At 41.4% G+C, this 18,894-nt stretch carries 17 protein-coding genes; 7 read left to right on the top strand and 10 right to left on the bottom strand.

Annotated elements, in window-relative coordinates; all coding sequences use genetic code 11:
• Window positions 1-47: 47 nt before the first annotated feature.
• The 3 genes from TW85_RS02480 to prlC all read right to left on the bottom strand — a co-directional run bounded on the left by TW85_RS02480 (window position 48) and on the right by prlC (window position 3,395).
• Window positions 48-611, bottom strand: a complete 564-nt coding sequence (locus TW85_RS02480) for a hypothetical protein (RefSeq protein ID WP_157196875.1) — start codon at window positions 609-611, stop codon at window positions 48-50.
• Between the two features lie 367 nt (window positions 612-978).
• Window positions 979-1,239, bottom strand: a complete 261-nt coding sequence (locus TW85_RS02470) for a YheV family putative zinc ribbon protein (RefSeq protein WP_046015492.1) — start codon at window positions 1,237-1,239, stop codon at window positions 979-981.
• Window positions 1,240-1,364: 125 nt separating this feature from the next.
• Complete coding sequence (prlC, locus tag TW85_RS02465; protein WP_046015491.1) at window positions 1,365-3,395, bottom strand: oligopeptidase A; 2,031 nt, start codon at window positions 3,393-3,395, stop codon at window positions 1,365-1,367.
• Between the two features lie 191 nt (window positions 3,396-3,586).
• Between prlC and TW85_RS02460 the strand changes: the two genes are divergently transcribed.
• Both TW85_RS02460 and TW85_RS02455 read left to right on the top strand, forming a co-directional pair.
• Window positions 3,587-4,135, top strand: a complete 549-nt coding sequence (locus TW85_RS02460) for a gamma carbonic anhydrase family protein (RefSeq protein ID WP_046015490.1) — start codon at window positions 3,587-3,589, stop codon at window positions 4,133-4,135.
• Window positions 4,132-4,659: a hypothetical protein gene (locus TW85_RS02455; protein WP_046015489.1), complete on the top strand. Its 528-nt coding sequence runs from the start codon at window positions 4,132-4,134 to the stop codon at window positions 4,657-4,659. The genes TW85_RS02460 and TW85_RS02455 overlap by 4 nt, the downstream gene beginning before the upstream one ends.
• A gap of 22 nt (window positions 4,660-4,681) precedes the next feature.
• Here TW85_RS02455 and znuB read toward each other — a convergent pair whose 3' ends face one another.
• The 7 genes from znuB to TW85_RS02420 all read right to left on the bottom strand — a co-directional run bounded on the left by znuB (window position 4,682) and on the right by TW85_RS02420 (window position 10,040).
• On the bottom strand, window positions 4,682-5,479 hold the full coding sequence (znuB, locus tag TW85_RS02450; RefSeq protein ID WP_046015488.1) for a zinc ABC transporter permease subunit ZnuB: 798 nt from the start codon (window positions 5,477-5,479) through the stop codon (window positions 4,682-4,684).
• Window positions 5,480-5,509: 30 nt separating this feature from the next.
• On the bottom strand, window positions 5,510-6,289 hold the full coding sequence (znuC, locus tag TW85_RS02445) for a zinc ABC transporter ATP-binding protein ZnuC (protein ID WP_046015487.1): 780 nt from the start codon (window positions 6,287-6,289) through the stop codon (window positions 5,510-5,512).
• Window positions 6,289-6,798, bottom strand: a complete 510-nt coding sequence (locus TW85_RS02440; RefSeq protein ID WP_046015486.1) for a Fur family transcriptional regulator — start codon at window positions 6,796-6,798, stop codon at window positions 6,289-6,291. Before TW85_RS02440 ends, znuC begins: the two co-directional genes overlap by 1 nt.
• A 158-nt stretch (window positions 6,799-6,956) precedes the next feature.
• The gene (locus TW85_RS02435; protein ID WP_046015485.1) at window positions 6,957-7,571 is read right to left on the bottom strand and encodes a MarC family protein; all 615 of its coding nucleotides are present in this window, start codon (window positions 7,569-7,571) and stop codon (window positions 6,957-6,959) included.
• 146 nt (window positions 7,572-7,717) lie between these two features.
• Entirely contained in the window at window positions 7,718-8,350 is a 633-nt protein-coding gene (locus tag TW85_RS02430; protein ID WP_046015484.1) for a LysE family translocator, read from the bottom strand.
• A gap of 37 nt (window positions 8,351-8,387) precedes the next feature.
• The gene (locus tag TW85_RS02425) at window positions 8,388-8,945 is read right to left on the bottom strand and encodes a DUF1007 family protein (RefSeq protein WP_046015483.1); all 558 of its coding nucleotides are present in this window, start codon (window positions 8,943-8,945) and stop codon (window positions 8,388-8,390) included.
• 60 nt (window positions 8,946-9,005) lie between these two features.
• A complete protein-coding gene (locus TW85_RS02420; RefSeq protein ID WP_238326155.1) occupies window positions 9,006-10,040 on the bottom strand; it encodes a homoserine kinase in 1,035 nt (344 codons plus the stop codon).
• Between the two features lie 198 nt (window positions 10,041-10,238).
• Between TW85_RS02420 and polA the strand changes: the two genes are divergently transcribed.
• From polA to TW85_RS02395, 5 genes are all read left to right on the top strand, one after another.
• On the top strand, window positions 10,239-12,998 hold the full coding sequence (polA, locus tag TW85_RS02415; RefSeq protein ID WP_046015482.1) for a DNA polymerase I: 2,760 nt from the start codon (window positions 10,239-10,241) through the stop codon (window positions 12,996-12,998).
• A gap of 302 nt (window positions 12,999-13,300) precedes the next feature.
• The gene (locus TW85_RS25290) at window positions 13,301-14,443 is read left to right on the top strand and encodes a GGDEF domain-containing protein (RefSeq protein WP_052701791.1); all 1,143 of its coding nucleotides are present in this window, start codon (window positions 13,301-13,303) and stop codon (window positions 14,441-14,443) included.
• Between the two features lie 134 nt (window positions 14,444-14,577).
• Window positions 14,578-15,204 carry an SGNH/GDSL hydrolase family protein gene (locus tag TW85_RS02405; protein ID WP_046015481.1) on the top strand — a complete coding sequence of 209 codons (627 nt, stop codon included), beginning with the start codon at window positions 14,578-14,580 and terminating at the stop codon, window positions 15,202-15,204.
• A 965-nt stretch (window positions 15,205-16,169) separates the two neighbouring features.
• Window positions 16,170-17,768, top strand: coding sequence for an ABC transporter substrate-binding protein (locus TW85_RS02400; protein ID WP_046015480.1), 1,599 nt, complete (start codon window positions 16,170-16,172; stop codon window positions 17,766-17,768).
• 115 nt (window positions 17,769-17,883) lie between these two features.
• Window positions 17,884-18,894 carry an ABC transporter permease subunit gene (locus TW85_RS02395; protein WP_046015479.1) on the top strand — a complete coding sequence of 337 codons (1,011 nt, stop codon included), beginning with the start codon at window positions 17,884-17,886 and terminating at the stop codon, window positions 18,892-18,894.

Here is an 18,894-nt window from a genome sequence, read left to right as displayed (position 1 = left end):
TGTTCGACAAAAGACTTAAATTAGCCAGTAAAAGAAAAAAGCAGTTTTTACTCGAAAGGCTGATCGGATACCCAAAGCACCCAAGCATACATATTGATACTGTAATCGGTACGATCGACCGATTCATATAAGACTTGCACCGAACCCTGTTTCACCTTAGCTATTTTAGCTTCTGGTATTTGGATCGAATAAAAATTAGCGGCAGAACCGACAGCGGTGACAGGTTTCTGATTGAAAAGTAAGACCCCGTACAAAGGTTGATCGACAACAGGGTGATAAAGCCTCACTTTCTTAGCGCCATAAGTTAATGCATGGCTAGCAGAATCAGCGAGACTGGTGTCATATATAGAGCCGTCGGGGAGGGTTTCACTGTAAATAGACGTCCAAATAATGGGGGACATAGGCGTTGTTTGAAAGGGAGGTTCAAATTCACCCGGTACGATTTCAAATGACTTATCTTCAGCCATAATTTTGATATCTTGGCCTTCCAGTTTGGCGCTTTTATAAGGGCCGAACATGGCCTCAAAATCAGGCACGGCCACGCAAGACGCCAAAGACACCAACAACACACTCAAACAAATAAAACGCAATACAGCAGAAACAAACATCACACATTGCCCCTCTAGATACCCAGTACTCCCATTCAACGAGTAATTACACAGAACCTTACTCTTATCTTTCAGTTATCGACCGTTTTTTAGACAAAATTAGGCCTAAGCTGACTAACGACATATGAAATAGCTCAATTGTTTTATATTTCAATAAATTAGCATTATGGAATATTGATTAAGCTTTTGATTAAACAAGAGTAGCTTGCAGCTAATAAGCAAACTATTTGCATAAACTCAGTAAGTAAAAAACTCGAGTTACCTAAATCAACAGGAGGTAATGGGAAAACAAGGTATGGAGCGGGAGAGATTGTAATCAGATCTAAGCGCTTTACGGTTTGATCACGCTTAGACCCTCTTTGAGGCACTTTTAGTGCTTAGTTGTACTTGGGTTAGGTACAAATTGAATAACACTCGCTTCCGTTTCAGGCTCACTCACATGGGGCTGATTAACACGCGTTGTTAATTCGGTTGGTTGAGCTTGAATCACGGTGGATTGCTCGTCAGTGTAGCCACAAGACACACATTCACGATATTGAACTTCTAACTCATCATCACGCCAAGCGCGCAACTTATCCATCTCACTACAGCGTGGGCACACAGCACCCGCGATAAAACGTTTAACAGTCATAGCTATTTTCTCAAGCGCAAAACAAATTCAAGCCACATATTAACATATCCCACCTCTAAGCTGGGTACAAAAAAGGGCTAATGGATAAATTAGCCCTTGGTAAAGCACTTTATAAAGCGTTTGGTTTAAGCTGCTATGCCGTTGTGGCGAAGTAAGGCATCTATGCTAGGTTCGCGGCCTCTGAAAGCAGAGAAAAGCTCCGCAGCTGGGCGTGAGCCACCATTTTCTAGCACTGTACTTCTAAAAGCTAAACCTGTTTCAGCGTTAAAAATACCCTCTTCTTCAAACTTAGAGAAAGCATCGGCAGATAGCACTTCAGCCCATTTATAGCTGTAGTAGCCAGCCGAGTAACCACCCGCAAAGATATGAGAAAATGCCGTCTGAAAGCGATTAAATGCAGGCGCTTTAACAACAGCGACATTTGAGCGTACCTCATCTAGTAATCCCTGAACATCTGTACCCTCTTGATACTCTCTATGTAGTCTGAAGTCGAAGAGTGAAAACTCTAACTGTCGTACCATTTGCATGGCTGCATGGAAGTTTTTCGCTGCCAGCATTTTTTCAAGCAGTTCGGCAGGTAAGGTTTCACCGGTTTCATGATGGCAAGCAATGAAGGCTAATGCTTCTTCTTGCCAACACCAATTCTCCATAAACTGACTTGGTAACTCGACAGCATCCCAAGCCACACCTGAAATACCAGATACATCTAATACTTCCACTTGTGTCAGCATATGGTGCAGGCCATGGCCAAACTCATGGAATAAGGTCGTCAGTTCATTGTGAGTCAAAAGCGACGGTTTGCCATCAATTGGAGCGGTAAAATTACAGACAAGGTAAGCAACAGGCAGCTGTAAGCGACCATCTTCCATACGATAACGACAACGACAGTCATCCATCCAAGCGCCACCACGTTTGCCTTCTCGGGCAAAAGGATCAAGGTAGAAACGCGCCACATCCACACCAGACTTACTGACAGTGAAGAGCTTCACGTCTTCATGGTAAGTATCAAATTCAGCTTCTTCACGTATTTCCACATCAAATAGGCTATTAGCCACTTTAAAGAGACCAGCTAACGCCTTATCAATTGGGAAATAAGGTCTTAACACTTCTTGAGAAATGGCGTATTTATGCTCGCGAAGTTTCTCTGAGTAGTAGCCTACATCCCAAGCTTCTAACTCGGTAACTGCAAACTCATTCTTCACGTAATCACTCAACTCAGCTAAATCTTGCGCTGCAGCGGGTTTAGATTTAATCGCTAGATCTTCAAGGAAATCGATAACTTGCTGACCGTTATCCGCCATCTTAGTCGCGACCGATAACTCGGCGTAATTATCAAAGCCTAGAATGCCTGCCTTTTCTTTCTTAAGCGCCAACATTTCATCTATAAGAGGTGCATTATCAAATTCGTTAGCATTTGGCCCTTGATTAGAAGCGCGAGTAGAGAAGGCTTGATACATTTCAAATCTTAACTCTCGATTATCCGCGTAACTCATCACTGGCATGAAAGATGGAGCATCCAAGGTAAACAACCAACCGTCTAGCTCTTTTGCTTGAGCCATTTGTTTAGCTTGTGCCAGAGCAGACTCAGGTAAACCCGCTAACTCCGCCTCATCTGTGATCAGCTTAGTCCAAGCGCGAGTGGCATCTAAAACATTCTCACCAAACTTACTGCTTAGCTCTGATAAACGAGTACTGATTTCGCCATACCTTTGTTTTTCGTCGCCTTCTAACGCCACGCCAGATAATTCAAAAGAACGAATATTTTGACGCAGTGCTTCTTTTTGAGCGGTATCTAAATCGGTGCCTTGCTCAGCTAACGTTTTATAAGCTTGGTATAAGGCTTTATTTTGCCCAAGGTCAGTAAAGTACTGAGTCAGCTTAGGTAGGCAAGCGTTATACACATCTCTTAATTCAGGTGTGTTTTGCACCATATTTAAATGACTTACTGGTGACCAGAATTGGTTTAGTTCATCACTTAGGATTTCCATCGGGGCTGCAAAGTTTGCCCAGCTAATTTCGTTCAGTTCACGCTTAGTCAAAGTTTCTATTTTATCTCGGTTTGCAGCCAGAATAGCGTCTAGCCCTTGTTCTACTTCAGCCAATTTAATGCTGGAGAACTCAGGTAGTTTTGTTGCGTCCCATACTGATACAGACATAAACAGGTATCCTTATTTGTTTGGCTTTATCGCATTAAAGCAATATGTAAAAATTCATTATCTAAGATAGATTGGTGATAATTTTCTATTTTCAACGGCTAGTGTGATTTAAAATCATAGTCAAGAATGCCAATCTGCTCTTGATATTGAGACAGAAAGCGCTAGAACCCTTTATTAGAGAGACAATTAACATGGTGATGAAGTCCTTTCGTGGTAATACCCCCAAGCTTGCAGAAAGAGTCTGGGTGGATGAGTCTGCCGTTCTTATTGGCGATGTTGAAATAGGCAAAGACAGCTCAGTTTGGCCACTCGTAGCAATTCGTGGCGACATGCACCGTATTCGTATTGGCGAACGCACCAGTATTCAAGATAACTCTTGCCTGCACATCACACATGCCAGCAGTTACAAGCCAGACGGCCATCCGCTAGAAATAGGCGATGACGTAACCGTAGGTCATATGGCTATGCTGCACGGCTGTAAAATTGGTAATAAAGTCCTTGTTGGTATGGGCACGACAATTCTTGACGGTGCAGTCGTTGAAGACGAAGTCATCATAGGTGCAGGCTCATTAGTGCCTCCAGGGAAGCGTCTCGAATCTGGCTTTATGTATCTTGGGTCACCCGTTAAAAAGGTAAGAGCATTAAAAGAATCTGAAATTACCTATTTCCAATATGCTGGCCTTAATTATGTGAAGCTGAAAGACGAATACCTAGCAGAGCAAGCAGCAGACAAGTCATGATAGATACTTACAAAATCGTCTCACGGGGCCGTTTTTTATTCTTTTTTGTTGCATTAGTGGTACTTGGGGCTTGGGTCATTAATAAGGCTTACCAAAAGCACTTTAATAGCATCAACATCAGTGTTGAAGAACAAGCCGAACTTGGCATCTCCTTGTTAGAGTTTCCTCGTAATATGATGCCTATTGAAGGTTTAGTGGCAGAAAAGTGGGCGAGCTTTTATGTTCAGCCAAGCCAGTGCGATACTTTGTGCGTACGTACTTTAGCGCAACTAGAGCAAATCAAATTAGAGGCAAGCGGTTCTGAAGAAGCAAAAGAGCAAACTCAAGCAGGCTTAGCAATACAGATTATTACGAAAGATATGAAAGGATACAGTGATTACTGGTCTTTAATTAGATCCGAAGGTTACGCTAACCACTTTGATCGTATCTTGATGGTCAATAAGTCAGGGCAGTTTGCCGGAAGCATAGTTGCCCCTTATGACTTAAAACATTGGCAAGCTCTCGATAAACGCTTGAATCAATAGGTTTTTTTTAAAGCTTACAGGATTAATTTCTGCGCTTGCCTCCAAAAGGCAAGCTGTAAGCAAGTAAAAATAAAACAGCTGCACACACAACCACACTTGGCCCTGCTGGCGTATCCCACTGATAAGACACATACAAGCCACTCGAAACCGCTAAACAACCAATAAGGCTGGCAACCGAAGCCATTTGTATCGGTGAACGCGACAGCTTACGTGCGGTAGCAGCGGGAATAATCATCAAAGAGGTAATCAGTAAGACTCCCACTATTTTCATCGCTACAGCAATAACAAGCGCCACCAAGAGCATTAGCAAAAGGCGGATAGCTTCGACAGGGTAACCCTCAACTTTAGCCAACTCTTCATTCACTGTTACTGCTAACAAAGGCTTCCAGAAAGCAACTAATAAGGCTAAAACGAGAAAACCACCACCATAAATCCAAAACAAATCCTGCTGACTAATGGCGAGTAAATCACCAAACAAATAGGCCATTAAATCGATACGGATATTATCTAAAAAGCTGACAGCCACTAAACCTAAGGACAAGGAAGAATGGGCAAGAATACCTAACAAGGTATCCGTAGCGATAATATGTTTCTTTTGCAAAGTCACTAATACCAAGGCTAAACCCACGCAAAGTACGATAACAGCAAGGTTGAGGTTGATATCAAACAGAAGGCCCAGAGCCACACCTAATAATGCCGAATGAGCCAAGGTGTCACCAAAATAGGCCATACGTCGCCACACCACAAAAGCACCTAAAGGGCCAGCTACTGCAGCCACCCCTAAACCGCCTATTAAGGCTCTGAACAATAGATCAAACATAACAAGTTATTCCAAATATAAGTCGGTTACTTAGTGATTGCAGTGAGAATGCGAGTCATTCGGCATCACCTTGCCATGCTCATCATGGGTGTGATCATGATGGTGTGAATAGATGGCGATAGAGTCTTCAGCACCAGGTACACCGAACAAAGCTTGGTATTCTGGGTGCTCTTTAACATGTTGAGGAGAACCTGAGCAGCACACATGTTGGTTAATACATACCACAGTATCTGTTTTCGCCATGACTAGATGCAAATCATGAGAAATCATAAGCACCCCACAACCTAGCTCATCTCGAATAGAGGCAATAAGGTTATATAGCTCAATCTGGCCATTCACATCCACCCCTTGTACTGGTTCGTCCAGTACTAACAAGCTAGGACGATTAAGCAGCGCTCTCGCTAACAGCACCCTTTGAGTTTCACCACCAGATAAGAAGTGTACCTGTTTATTTGCCAGCTTATTTATCCCTAAACGCGTCAGTACAGCTGGAATATCCTGCTTCTTAACGCCTTTAACCAAACCTAAAAAGTGGTTCACACTTAATGGCAAAGTTGGGTCTATATGCAGCTTTTGAGGCATGTAGCCAATACGTAATTGAGCGTGGCGCTGAATACGCCCAGAGGTGGCTTGTTGTAACCCAAGCAAGGTTCTAATAAGCGTACTTTTACCACTGCCATTAGGGCCGATAAGGGTAACTATCTCGCCCTTATGTATGGTCATATTGATATCACTCAGTAAAGTACGACCATCAAACGCTATGCCGATATTATCAAAGCTAACCAAGGCATTATTTGCACCTGCTGACATTAGTGTCCTGCCTTATCAAGGTTCTCTGGGGTTGGCTCTTGGCTTAAACAAGATCCGCATAAGCCTGTTAGCTCTATGGTATTGGCTCTAATTTCAAAACCATGCTGTTTTGCTTTTGCTAACAATGAGTTATGAATGTCTTGATACTCTAACTCCATCACATTATGACAAGCGTCACAAATCAGAAAGTAGCCTTTATGGGCTTTATCCGCATGGGCACAACCCAGATAAGCATTCATAGATTCAACTTTATGAATCAAGCCTGCTGACAATAAGAAATCGAGCGCTCTGTAGACAGTCGGCGGCGCAGAGTTAAAACCTTCTTCGGCTAACTTTGCTAATAATTGATAAGCACCTAAAGGTCTATGACTTTGCCAAATTAACTCTAATGATCGACGTCTCACTTTAGTCAGCTTTTGCCCCTGACTTTTGCAAATGGATTCAGCCGTTACTAGCGCCGATTCAATACAGTCACCATGGTTATGATCATGGCTATGGGTTTCTGTCATTAAGCATCTCCAAGCCCATCGCTCTTTGCGGGCAGGCGGTAAAAATATATTACTTCTATGTTATAAGATAACAAATAGTGCCACAAGAAAAAGCCAGTGAGATGCCTTATCTCACTGGCTTTAATCAAAAGCGATAAAACGGTTTAATCGCAGGTTCCCTAGCCTTGAACCAAAGGTGTTAAAAACCCCATTACCCCGCTCATAAAAATTTGTGCCGCCATGGCAGATAGGACTAAGCCGGTAATTTTACTCAAGATATTTAATCCTGTTGGCCCTAATAGTTTTTCTATCAAAGAGCCGGAGTAGAGGATAATACCGAGAGATAAAAGGGCTAAAAATAATCCCATCAAACCTATGAGTAAATCCCAGCCCTGAAAGTCTGCACCATAAACCAAGATAGTACCTATGGTGGCAGGCCCAATAATTGTCGGGACTGCCAGAGGCACGACAGAGATATCTTCTCTTTGCTCATTAGGCATACCAGTAGCGTGGTTACGAGTACCATCTTTTACTAGGCTTAGAGCCGACATAAAGAGCAATATACCAGAGCCAATACGGAAGGAATCCAAGGTAATGCCTAACACAGCGAATAAGCTGCCGCCAAAAAAGATTAAGACAACTGAAATTGCCGCTGCAGCAATAATCGCCTTATTAGCAACTTGTCTTCTTGATTTAGTGGTTTCGCCTCGGGTTAAGGCTAAGAACATGGATAACACAAAAAAGGGAGCAAACAGGAAAAAGAACTTAATCCAAGTAGCGAATAGCAAACTCATTAGTACAACTCATATCGAATTTCATAAAATACATACCTAGCTTATGGCTAAATATCTGACACTATTTCATCCATGAAATCAGACTCTATGGATAATAGAGCCTGTCATATAATTCTTAGTAGTGATAACCACTAAGAATTAAACTTTTAAGACTCTTGTAACGCTAAACGTGTACCAAAGCCTAATAACAAGGTACCGCTCAAACCATCAATTACACGAGAGACTTGAGGTTTTGCTAACCAAGTTTTCGCTCTATGGACCAATAGCGCCAACACACCCTGCCAAATCATAGCAATAGAGAAGTGCATAAACGCCATAAACAAAGACTGTTGTAAGGCAGAATATTCAGGGTTAATAAACTGAGGTAAAAATGCCATATAAAAAATAATTGGCTTAGGGTTCAATACGTTAGATAGCAGACCTTGTCTAAAGGCTGCGAAATGACTCAAAGCAGACATACCTTCTTGAGACACAATTAAGCCTGTCGGTCGTGCCGCACTTTTTAAACTTTGATAACCCAGATAAATAAGATACGCCGCACCAGCAAGTTTCAATGCAGTAAACATGCTAGCTGAACCCAATAAAATAACCGACAAACCTAAAGCAGAAACTGCAGCATGGCCAAATAAGCCCAAACAAATCCCTAAGCTGGTTAATAATCCTTTTTTATAACCCGCAACAGCAGAGTTACGCATAACGATAATAGTATCGACACCAGGACTCATGGTCAGTAGGGTGATTGCCGCTAAAAAAGGTAACCATTGGAATTGTTCTAACATAAGCATTTCTCTTTAAACTTGCAGTGAATTACTGCGCTTATCGACTACAAAAAACCTGCTGCCAATTATGACTGTCTACAGGCGGATTTTCGAGTGTTTTTACACTGCAATTCTTCGCCAGCATGCCATTAATTTGAAACTTCATAGAGGACTGATCAATTGCGACTCTTTCACTTGGAATAAATGCCAGACTTAGCCCAGTTGTTTGTAAATTAACAGGCTCAGCTAAGGACACGCCAAATTGCATAGAAACGAGAGAGTCGAATACATTTACCCGAATCGCCGTAATGGATTCAGGCTTAATCTTTAACGTCTCGGCTTTGAGATGAAGAAAGTAATCTTGGGGCTCAAATTGCTTCAACATAGCAATTAATTCCACTTTTTCTTTGCCGCTAAATCTGCCATCTGAGTTAGTGTCGTAGGCAATCAATAGGCTAGTGCTCGCACTCTTATTAAAGTACCAACTTATTTCAAATGCCTTAATTTGCGCTTTATTCACACTGATATCGAATCCAGTGCCCAAAGTAATCAAGGGTTGGGCCTGAATAAGAGAAAAAGAGAGCAAGAGTGCAGTGGTTAAAAAATATCGGAACATAAGTTTGTATCCTTTATTTACTTTTAACTAAAACTGCACCTAAAGCAAAAATGAAATAAATTAGAGTGCAGGTGAAAAGTCACATCTGGCTTGTAAAATACGCTTAAACTCTTTTGGATCATGTTGCTGTGCAAGACGCTCAGGGTCATTGATCGCACCATACCAAGCTTCCAAACGAGATAACCAAAAGCGCATTGCTGCCACTTTTAGCATATGATCCCACGCATCAATTTCATCTTGAGATAGCTCACGTTCAGCACGATAAGCCGTAATTAGCGCCTGATACTTGTCCATATCTAGCTCACCAGTCGCTCTATCAGTACACCAGTCATTAACCACAATGGCAAGATCGTACATTAACCAACTGTGGCAAGCATTGTAGAAATCGATAATGGCAGATAAGGATTCACCTTCAAACAAGGTGTTATTAAAGAACAAGTCCCCATGAATAGTACCCATTGGTAAGGTATTCGCTTTCTCCAGGAAGGCATCAAAGCTGGCCACTTGTTCTGATAACAGCTTAGCTTCATCTTCAGGCAACTGAGCACTTAAAGATTGGCTAGTCGATTGCCACCATTCAACCCCACGGTGAGACGGTCTTTGATCTGGGAAAGATTGACCAGCAAGATGAAGCAAGCCCAGTTGCTTGCCCATTTGACGACACGCATCAGTAGAGGTTTTCGCAAGTTCATCACCATTAAAACAATCTACTAGAATTGCTGGCTTATTTTTAAGTGTTTTAAGGCGCTCACCCTGTTTATCGAAAATAGCAGCAGGTACATTAAATCCACCTTGCTTAAAGTGTGCGACCACATCTAAAAAATAAGGTACTTCTTCTGCTTCAAACTCTTCAAAAATAGTTAAAACATATTTACCTTGCGAGGTGTTCACAAAGTAATTGGTGTTTTCGACTCCTCCCGAAATGCCCTTAAATGACACTAGGTCACCTAAATCATAATCTGCCATTAAGGCCAACATGTCATCTTGTGTGAGGGAAGTGTAAACAGCCAATTTGTTACCTATTCTAGTGTCGAAGTTAAAAGCATTTATCGCCCTAAAAAATGAACGAAAGCCCAGAAGTCGCCTATGCTCCACAATCTTCTCCTAAAGGTCAATCAAGAAGCTCTATTTCCTACTGCATATTGCCTATAATTTTGTTTTATCCTTTGCATATTATAAAAGCCAATAATCACATCAGCTTGCTACGTCTTACACCCACGCCTGTGTTAACCTAAGCCCCAATATTTTTAAATTATTTTCTTTTTGATTAGCACCCTGATGGAGACAGTTTCCATGTCGGCCGAAGACAAAGCCTCAAAACCTGCAACAGCCCCTATGATCCTTGTGGATGGGTCGTCTTATTTATATCGTGCATTTCATGCCATACCACCTTTAAGTACCAGTGATGGCCAGCCTACTAATGCCATTCGTGGTGTGACTAGCATGATTAAAAGCTTGATTAAGACCTATGCGGACTCTCCCATAGTCGTGATTTTTGATGCTAAAGGTAAAACCTTCCGAGACGACATGTATCCTGAATATAAGGCTCAGCGTCCTTCCATGCCAGATGATTTACGTCTACAAATAGAACCTATTCATAGCATCATAAAGGCAATGGGATTGCCTTTAATCAGTATCGGCGGCGTAGAAGCAGATGATGTGATTGGTACCATTGCTAAAATTGTTGGTGAAACAGGTCGAGAAGTAATCGTTTCTACTGGTGATAAAGACATGGCTCAATTGGTTACAGATAAAGTAACCTTAGTAAATACCATGACAGATACAGTAATGGATATTGAAGGTGTTAAAAATAAGTTTGGTATTGGTCCAGAGCTCATTATCGACTTCCTTGCACTTATGGGAGACAAGGTAGATAACATTCCTGGTGTGCCTGGTGTCGGCGAAAAAACAGCACTGGGCCTACTGCAAGGCCTAGGTAGCCTAGAAAGCATCTACTCTCGCCTTGATGAGATTGCTGGGCTAAGCTTTCGCGGCGCAAAAACACTGTCTAAGAAAATGGAAGATAACAAGGACATGGCGTTCTTGTCTTATCAACTGGCAACCATTAAATGTGATGTTGAATTAGATTTTGATTCTACCACTTTAAGTAACTCTCCACGAAATAAAGAAGAGTTAAAAGAATGGTTTAGCAAGCTTGAGTTTAAAACTTGGTTAAAAGAGCTAGATAAACCAACAGCGGATGAAGAAGGCGGCGCCGAAGCAGAAGAAGCCAAAGTTGAAGCGGTCGAGATTAGTTATGAGACTGTGTTAGATAAAGAACACTTCGCTATTTGGCTTGATAAAATCCAGCAAGCACCTCTTTTCGCCTTAGATACCGAAACCTCCAGCCTTAACTATATGGCTGCAGAACTCGTTGGCTTATCTGTCAGCGTTGAAGCAGGCAAAGCAGCCTATATTCCTGTTGCCCATGATTATGAAGGTGCGCCAGAGCAGCTTGATAGAGATTGGGTATTGGCACAAATTAAGCCGGTTTTAGAAGATGCGTCTCAATTAAAAGTGGGCCAGCACCTAAAATATGACGCCAATGTTTTAGCTAACTATGACATTGAGCTTAAAGGTATTGAGTTCGATACCATGCTTGAGTCTTATATTTTTAACTCAACTGCAAATCGTCATGATATGGACAGCTTAGCGAAGAAGTTCCTTTCCCATAAATCTGTCAGCTTTGAAGAAATTGCAGGTAAAGGTGCCAAGCAAAAAACCTTTAACCAGATAGATCTAGAAGAGGCGGCTTTTTACGCTGCTGAAGATGCTGATATTACTTTTAGATTACATCAGGCAATTTGGACAAAGTTAGAAAAAACACCAGAACTAGTTTCTGTATTTAAAGAGATAGAGCTACCACTGGTACCCGTTTTGGCTAAGATGGAGCAAACTGGCGCACTGATTGACCCAGACCTGCTACATGAGCAAAGCAGTGAAATCGCCACTCGTCTTGAAGAGTTAGAAATTAAAGCCCATGAAGTGGCTGGACAAGCGTTTAATCTAAGCTCACCAAAGCAGTTACAAGAAATTTTATTTGTGAAGTTAGAGCTGCCGGTACTAAAGAAAACGCCTAAGGGACAGCCTTCTACAGCTGAACCTATCTTACAAGAACTGGCATTGGACTATGAGCTACCACGTTTGATCATGGAGCACAGAAGTCTGTCTAAACTGAAATCGACTTATACTGACAAGCTACCTGAAATGATCCAAAAAACAGGCCGTATCCATACTTCCTATCATCAAGCGGTAACAGCTACAGGTCGTTTATCCTCTACGGATCCAAACTTGCAGAATATCCCTATTCGTACTGCTGAAGGGCGTCGTATTCGCCAAGCCTTTATTGCACCAGAAGGCTATAAACTAATCGCTGCCGATTACTCTCAAATCGAACTGCGTATTATGTCGCACCTGTCGCAAGACCCTGGTTTGTTAGAAGCCTTTGCAAATAACAAAGATGTGCATAAAGCCACAGCCGCTGAAGTCTTTGAGGTCGCTCTAGATGAGGTAACAGGTGAACAAAGACGTAGAGCTAAAGCCATCAACTTTGGTTTGATCTATGGCATGTCTGCTTTTGGTCTTGCTAAACAATTAGGTATAGGTAGACCTGAGGCCCAAAAGTACATACAGAGATACTTTGAGCGTTACCCAGGAGTAAGAACCTATATGGAAAACACACGTGAAATGGCACGTGAAAAAGGCTATGTTGAAACCTTATTTGGTCGCCGTCTATATTTACCAGATATTAAAGCCAGCAATGCCATGATGCGCCAAGCAGCTGAAAGAACAGCGATTAATGCTCCTATGCAAGGTACAGCAGCTGACATTATTAAGCGCGCTATGATTGAGATGCATACTTGGTTAAAAGACACCGACCTTGATATCAAAATGATTCTTCAAGTACACGATGAATTGATTTTTGAAGTCAAAGAAAGTGACTTAAGTGCCGCACAAGAAAAGATCTTAGACATAATGGAAAACACCAGCAGTATAGATGTCCCCCTATTAGTCGAAGCAGGTATTGGTGACACTTGGGATCAAGCTCACTAACAGGCTAGGCATTGAGTTTTAGGAGCCGGATTCGTCCGGCTTTTTTACGCTCAAAAAGCACCACATTATGAAAGTTTTTTGAACGTTGAAAGTTGGTGAATTTAAGTAAAAATTAATAGAATTTTTACTTGTTTAGATACAAAAAACCACATAACCTACACGGATAATACAACAATAAATTATCCAAATAAGTTATAGCGAAATAAAACCGAGTGAATCCTATTAGATTCCTTGAAATAGGTAAGTATTTCAATTCGATAGAGCATTATTGTCCTTTGCTATGGATACTAACGGGAGCTTAAATGTCGCTTTCAGATCTCATATCTATTGGTATGACCCTAGGCACAGGCATTATTATTTTGGCCAACATTATTCTAATGAACCTAGTGGCTTACTATCGTGAAGAACAGGATAGCTTAAAAGTTTTCTGCATCTCCTTTATGATCTTTGGCGTTGCCTGGGTTTTATATATCAGCCGAATCTTCGACTTTTTTTATGTGCCTATCTCTCTCGCCGCAGCCTTTTATTACGCCGCCATTATTATCTACTATATTGCAACAAGCCGCTTTCTCAGACACGCAATCAATTATTATTTGATTGCCGCGACACTGTTAGCTTACTGCATTATTTATTGGTCACCAGGGGCCAGTGATGACATAAGCTTACGCAGTTATGGCCAAGCATTAGTCTCGGGCTGCATCCACAGTTACTTTGCGTTTATCTATTACAAACAATTCAAAAAAGAAAAGAACATTGGGCATTTCATTACCTTGAGCGCCCACTTCATTATCTTGTTAATTGAAATATTACGTTGCTATTTACTTCTTGAATCGATAGAACCCATGCTGATCCTTGGCATAGTGGTGGTAGCTCATACCATATCCTTAATTCTTAATAACATTGGCATAATGACAGCGTTTAGCTTTAACCACTATAAAGCGGTAAGAAGCTTAAGTAAGAAAGATTCACTAACTGGTCTCTTAAACCGACGAGGCTTTTTCGAGCTCTATCAAGCTAAGTCTTGTCGTTACCAAGAAGTGGCGATTATTTCCTGCGACATCGATTATTTCAAAACCATTAACGACAACCATGGCCATAGTTATGGTGATCAAATACTGGAACAAATAGCACATGAGCTGAAAGAGCATACCAAGCTTAACTTCACGAAAGAGAGCTTGGTTGCAAGATGGGGAGGGGAAGAGTTTGTTATCGCCTTATTTGATTGCTCGATTAATCAAGCCCATGCCTTAGCGGATACATTAAGGGAAAACATTCATAATAATGAGTATGAAATTAACCAAGATAGCTTCCGTATTTCTTTAAGCTTTGGCGTTGCTCATCATCAGGTGAACGCCAATGGGATAGAGCACTTAATTCGTCAATCAGACAAGGCACTCTATCAAGCTAAATTACTTGGCCGTAACCAAGTCGCATGTCATACCTAATGGTCCATTAGGTATGCTGCAACATTTCATATAAATATTCCTTATCAGGAATAACAGCTATAACTTCTCTATTCATAAAAATGCTAGCTACACTCTATAGAACAATTAGATAAATTGATTCTCGGAGGTTAACTATGGCAACTATCCTGTGTTATGGCGACTCTTTAACTTGGGGAGCATCACCTAATGGCGGACGTTTTCCAACTCACTGCCGCTGGCCAGAGATGCTTAATGAATTATTAGGCACTCAGCATAAAGTTATTAACTTTGGTTTACCTGGTCGAACAACCATTTGGGATGACCCCTTTAATGAAGGTCGAAATGGTGCTCGCTTTGTACAATCAGCTATGGAGATTTTTGGCCCTGTTGATCTGCTCATCATAATGTTAGGAACGAATGACCTAAAACGTTATTTCAATGCCAGTGCCTATGAGGCTGCGAAAGGGGTAGAGCAGATTATCAAGAAAGTAAGAGAACCAAATAACCATCAATTTCCTAATCCACATATCATAGTAATTGCCCCGCCGAACATTTTATCCCCAATAGGCGAAGCTGCTGATATCTTTAAAGGCGGAGTAGAAAAGTCTCGTGGCTTCCACCAAGCCTATCAGAAGGTTGCATTGCAGAATGACTGTGTTTTTGTGAATGCGGCTGGCCTGCTACAGCCTAGTGTTCAAGACGGTGTTCATCTAGATACTGAGGGAAATAACACCTTAGCCGCTACTTTATTTCCTATAATTACCGACTTAATTAGAGCCTAACTCTTTGTTTTTCAATCCTAGAGTTAAGTTAGTGAGAATGAAAACGAACTTGCTTTCATTCTCACTAACTTAAGCGTTAAAAATTATAATGTTTCTTTATAGCCCTCAAGTAACACTTATAAGTGAGTACTTACCGTTAAGCTTTTATGCTAGAAATCTTACTTTCAATATTTTACCCGCCGATTAAAACAAAACTCATATGTGTATATTTTTTGTACTAACAAAAAATTTCGTTAACATTTTTATCCACAGGCAAAGTAGGCCTACTTTTTGCGTAAGCTTGAATCTTTTAACACAATAACAAGGCACGATTGATCTCAATAAAAATAGCTAGATTGCTTTCATTATGTTGAAGTTTGCATTCAAATTTGCAAAGTTTGCTTATATGTATGCCATAAAAATCAGTGAAATAAGCCCTTAGCATTTTACTCTTTTATCCCTTTTCTCAGTCAGATCTCAACTAGCTATAAACACATAAAAATACAATATGAAGCCATAACAAAACGGATTAGTCTGAGAATAAATAAATAGTGATTAGGTCTGATTTTTAGCTTATTTTTCTTATTAGTTGCAAAATCTGACGCTAAATTGAATAAAATGAGACTCTTTCAGTTTTTTCCAAAATATCTGTAAAGCCTTTAATCATCGAACCTTGGCACACCTTATTCATTCTTTCTATTCATTATCTGCATAGCGCATATCGTTATTTCGATTGGTCTTGGCGATGGGCTTAAGTAGTCTTCGAACAGGCCTTAGATCTTGCCTCTGCATAGGAGAGGTTAGATTTAGGCTAAAGAGGGCTCAAGGATGAGAGCTTTACCACCCTGCTTTGTATGTCGAAGTGCTGAGCAGGGTGCTTTAGTTTAAGTACAGGGCGAACTTCCTTCTATAAAAATACATATCAAAAGTAATACCTGATTCGACTTCTTCGTTTTTCACATAATAATAAGTTTTGGAGATAGAAAATGAAAAAAGGGTTAACAGCATTGTCGCTGGCTATTTTAGCCTCCTCCGCAATTTCAACATCAGCAAGTGCAGCATCTACCTTCGTATATTGCTCTGAAGGTAGCCCAGAAGGTTTCAACCCAGCGTTTTACACAGCGGGAACAACTTTTGATGCGTCATCAAAAAGTATGTTCAACCGCTTACTAGAATTTAAACTAGGTACGACTCAAACAGAACCTGGTCTTGCTGAAAGCTATGAAGTTTCTAACGACGGTAAAACCTATACTTTCCACCTACGTAAAGGTGTGAAGTTCCATTCTTCAAAATCTTTCAAGCCAACCCGTGACTTTAATGCAGATGATGTAATCTTCTCATTCGCTCGTCAGTGGGACACAAACCACCCTTACCATAAAGTATCTGGCGGCTCTTATGAGTACTTCACAGGTATGGGTATGGATAGTTTGATCAAAGACATAGTACGTGTTGATGATTACACAGTGAAATTTGAGCTTAACCAGCCAGAAGCGCCTTTCCTAGCTAACCTAGCAATGGACTTTGCATCTATCTTCTCTGCTGAGCAAGCAGATTACTTGATGAAAAAAGGTACGCCTGAAAAACTAGATATTGACCCAGTAGCAACAGGCCCTTTCCAAAAAGTTCAGTATCAAAAAGACTCTTTGATTCGTTACACAGCTTTTAAAGATTACTGGAAAGGTAAAGCAAAAATTGATCGTCTAGTGTTTGCTATCACACCTGATGCTTCTGTTCGTTACGCTAAACTGAAAGCGGGCGAATGTCATGCTATGCCTTATCCAAATCCTGCTGATTTGGATCAAATGAAAAATGACCCAAGCATCAACTTGATGAGCCAAGAAGGTCTGAACGTAGGTTACCTAGGTTTCAATACGCAAAAAGAACCTTTCACTAACCCGAAAGTGCGTCAAGCCTTGAACTACGCAACCAACAAGCAAGCTATTATCGATACCGTTTTCCAAGGTTCTGGTAAAATTGCTAAAAACCCACTGCCACCAACAATGTGGTCATATAACAATAAAGTTATTGATTACAACTATGACCCAGTGAAAGCCAAGCAGTTGTTGAAAGAAGCGGGTTATGAAAATGGCTTCGATACCAATATTTGGGCAATGCCTGTTCAACGTCCTTACAACCCAAATGCGCGTCGTATGGCGGAAGTTATGCAGGAAGACTGGGCTAAAGTTGGCGTTAAAGCTGAAATTGTTTCCTATGAGTGGGGTGAGTATCTAAACCGTTCTAAGAAGGGTGAGCATGATACCGTACTACTAGGTTGGACTGGTGATAATGGTGACCCAGACAACTTCCTATACGTACTACTTGGTTGTGATGGCGTAGGCGGTTCTAACCGTGCACAGTGGTGTAACACTGACTTTGACAATCTATTGATCAAAGCTAAGGAAACCTCTAACCAAGCACAACGTACAACTTACTATGAAGAAGCACAGCAAATCTTCAAGCAAGAAGCGCCTTGGATCACAGTGGCACACTCTGTTGTGTACGAGCCAATTCGTAAAGAAGTTAAAGGCTACAAGATTGACCCACTTGGCGGTCACCACTTCTATAACGTTAGTTTAGAGAAGTAGTAGCAAGAATTCTGGGGAATCAAGCGTGGGGCTTGGTTCTCCAGTTTTTTTATTATCCCTCCTTTTTCTTAGAGATCAGTTTCTTACAAAGAAACTCACCATCTAGAGATTCACTATGTTTCAGTTTATTTTCAAACGACTCAGCTTAGTAATACCAACATTTATTGGTATCACATTACTGACTTTTACCCTTATTCGACTTATTCCAGGCGACCCTATCGAGGTTATGGCTGGTGAGCGTGGCGTTTCAGCGGAGAGACACGCCAAATTGAGTGCAGAACTTGGCTTAGATCAGCCGCTCTACATTCAATACTTCCAATATGTAAAAGGGATTTTTCAAGGTGATTTGGGCAATTCACTTGTTACACGCGAGCCAGTCTTAAGTGAGTTTTTAACCCTATTTCCAGCTACGGTCGAGCTGGCTTTTTGTGCCGCTATTTTTGCTATCCTAGTCGGTTTGCCTGCAGGCATTATTGCGGCAGTAAGGCGAGGCACCTTATTTGATCACTCGGTGATGACGTTCTCACTTACTGGGTATTCCATGCCAATTTTCTGGTGGGCATTGCTTCTTATGCTGGTGTTCTCGGTTAATCTGGGCTGGACCCCAGTATCGGGGCGCATAGACGTCGTTTTCTGGATAGAAGATGTCACCGGCTTTATGTTGATTGACTCTCTATTGTCTGATGAAGAAGGCGCATTCAGTTCAGCCGTTTCTCATCTCATATTACCTAGTATCGTACTCGGCACCATCCCTATGGCGGTAATCGCCCGTATGACACGTTCTTCTATGCTAGAGGTTCTGAGCGAAGACTATATACGTACCGCTCGCTCTAAAGGCATAGCACCTTGGCGCGTCATCGTCATTCACGCGCTACGTAATGCGCTTATTCCTGTGATAACCGTTATCGGTCTCCAAGTCGGCATACTGTTAAGTGGCGCGATTTTAACGGAAACTGTTTTTGCTTGGCCTGGTATCGGTAAATGGTTAATTGAATCTATTGGACGTCGTGATTATCCCGTTGTTCAAGGAGGCATACTGATCGTTGCCACCATCATTATCATAGTCAATCTGTTAGTCGACCTGACCTACGGCATCATTAACCCGCGCATTCGACACAGTAATTAA

It is taken from the genome of Marinomonas sp. S3726, assembly GCF_000967665.1.
In the GTDB taxonomy this organism is placed as follows: domain Bacteria; phylum Pseudomonadota; class Gammaproteobacteria; order Pseudomonadales; family Marinomonadaceae; genus Marinomonas.
Note: the sequence above shows the minus strand (reverse complement) of the source record. Positions and strands in the feature narration are given on the sequence as shown.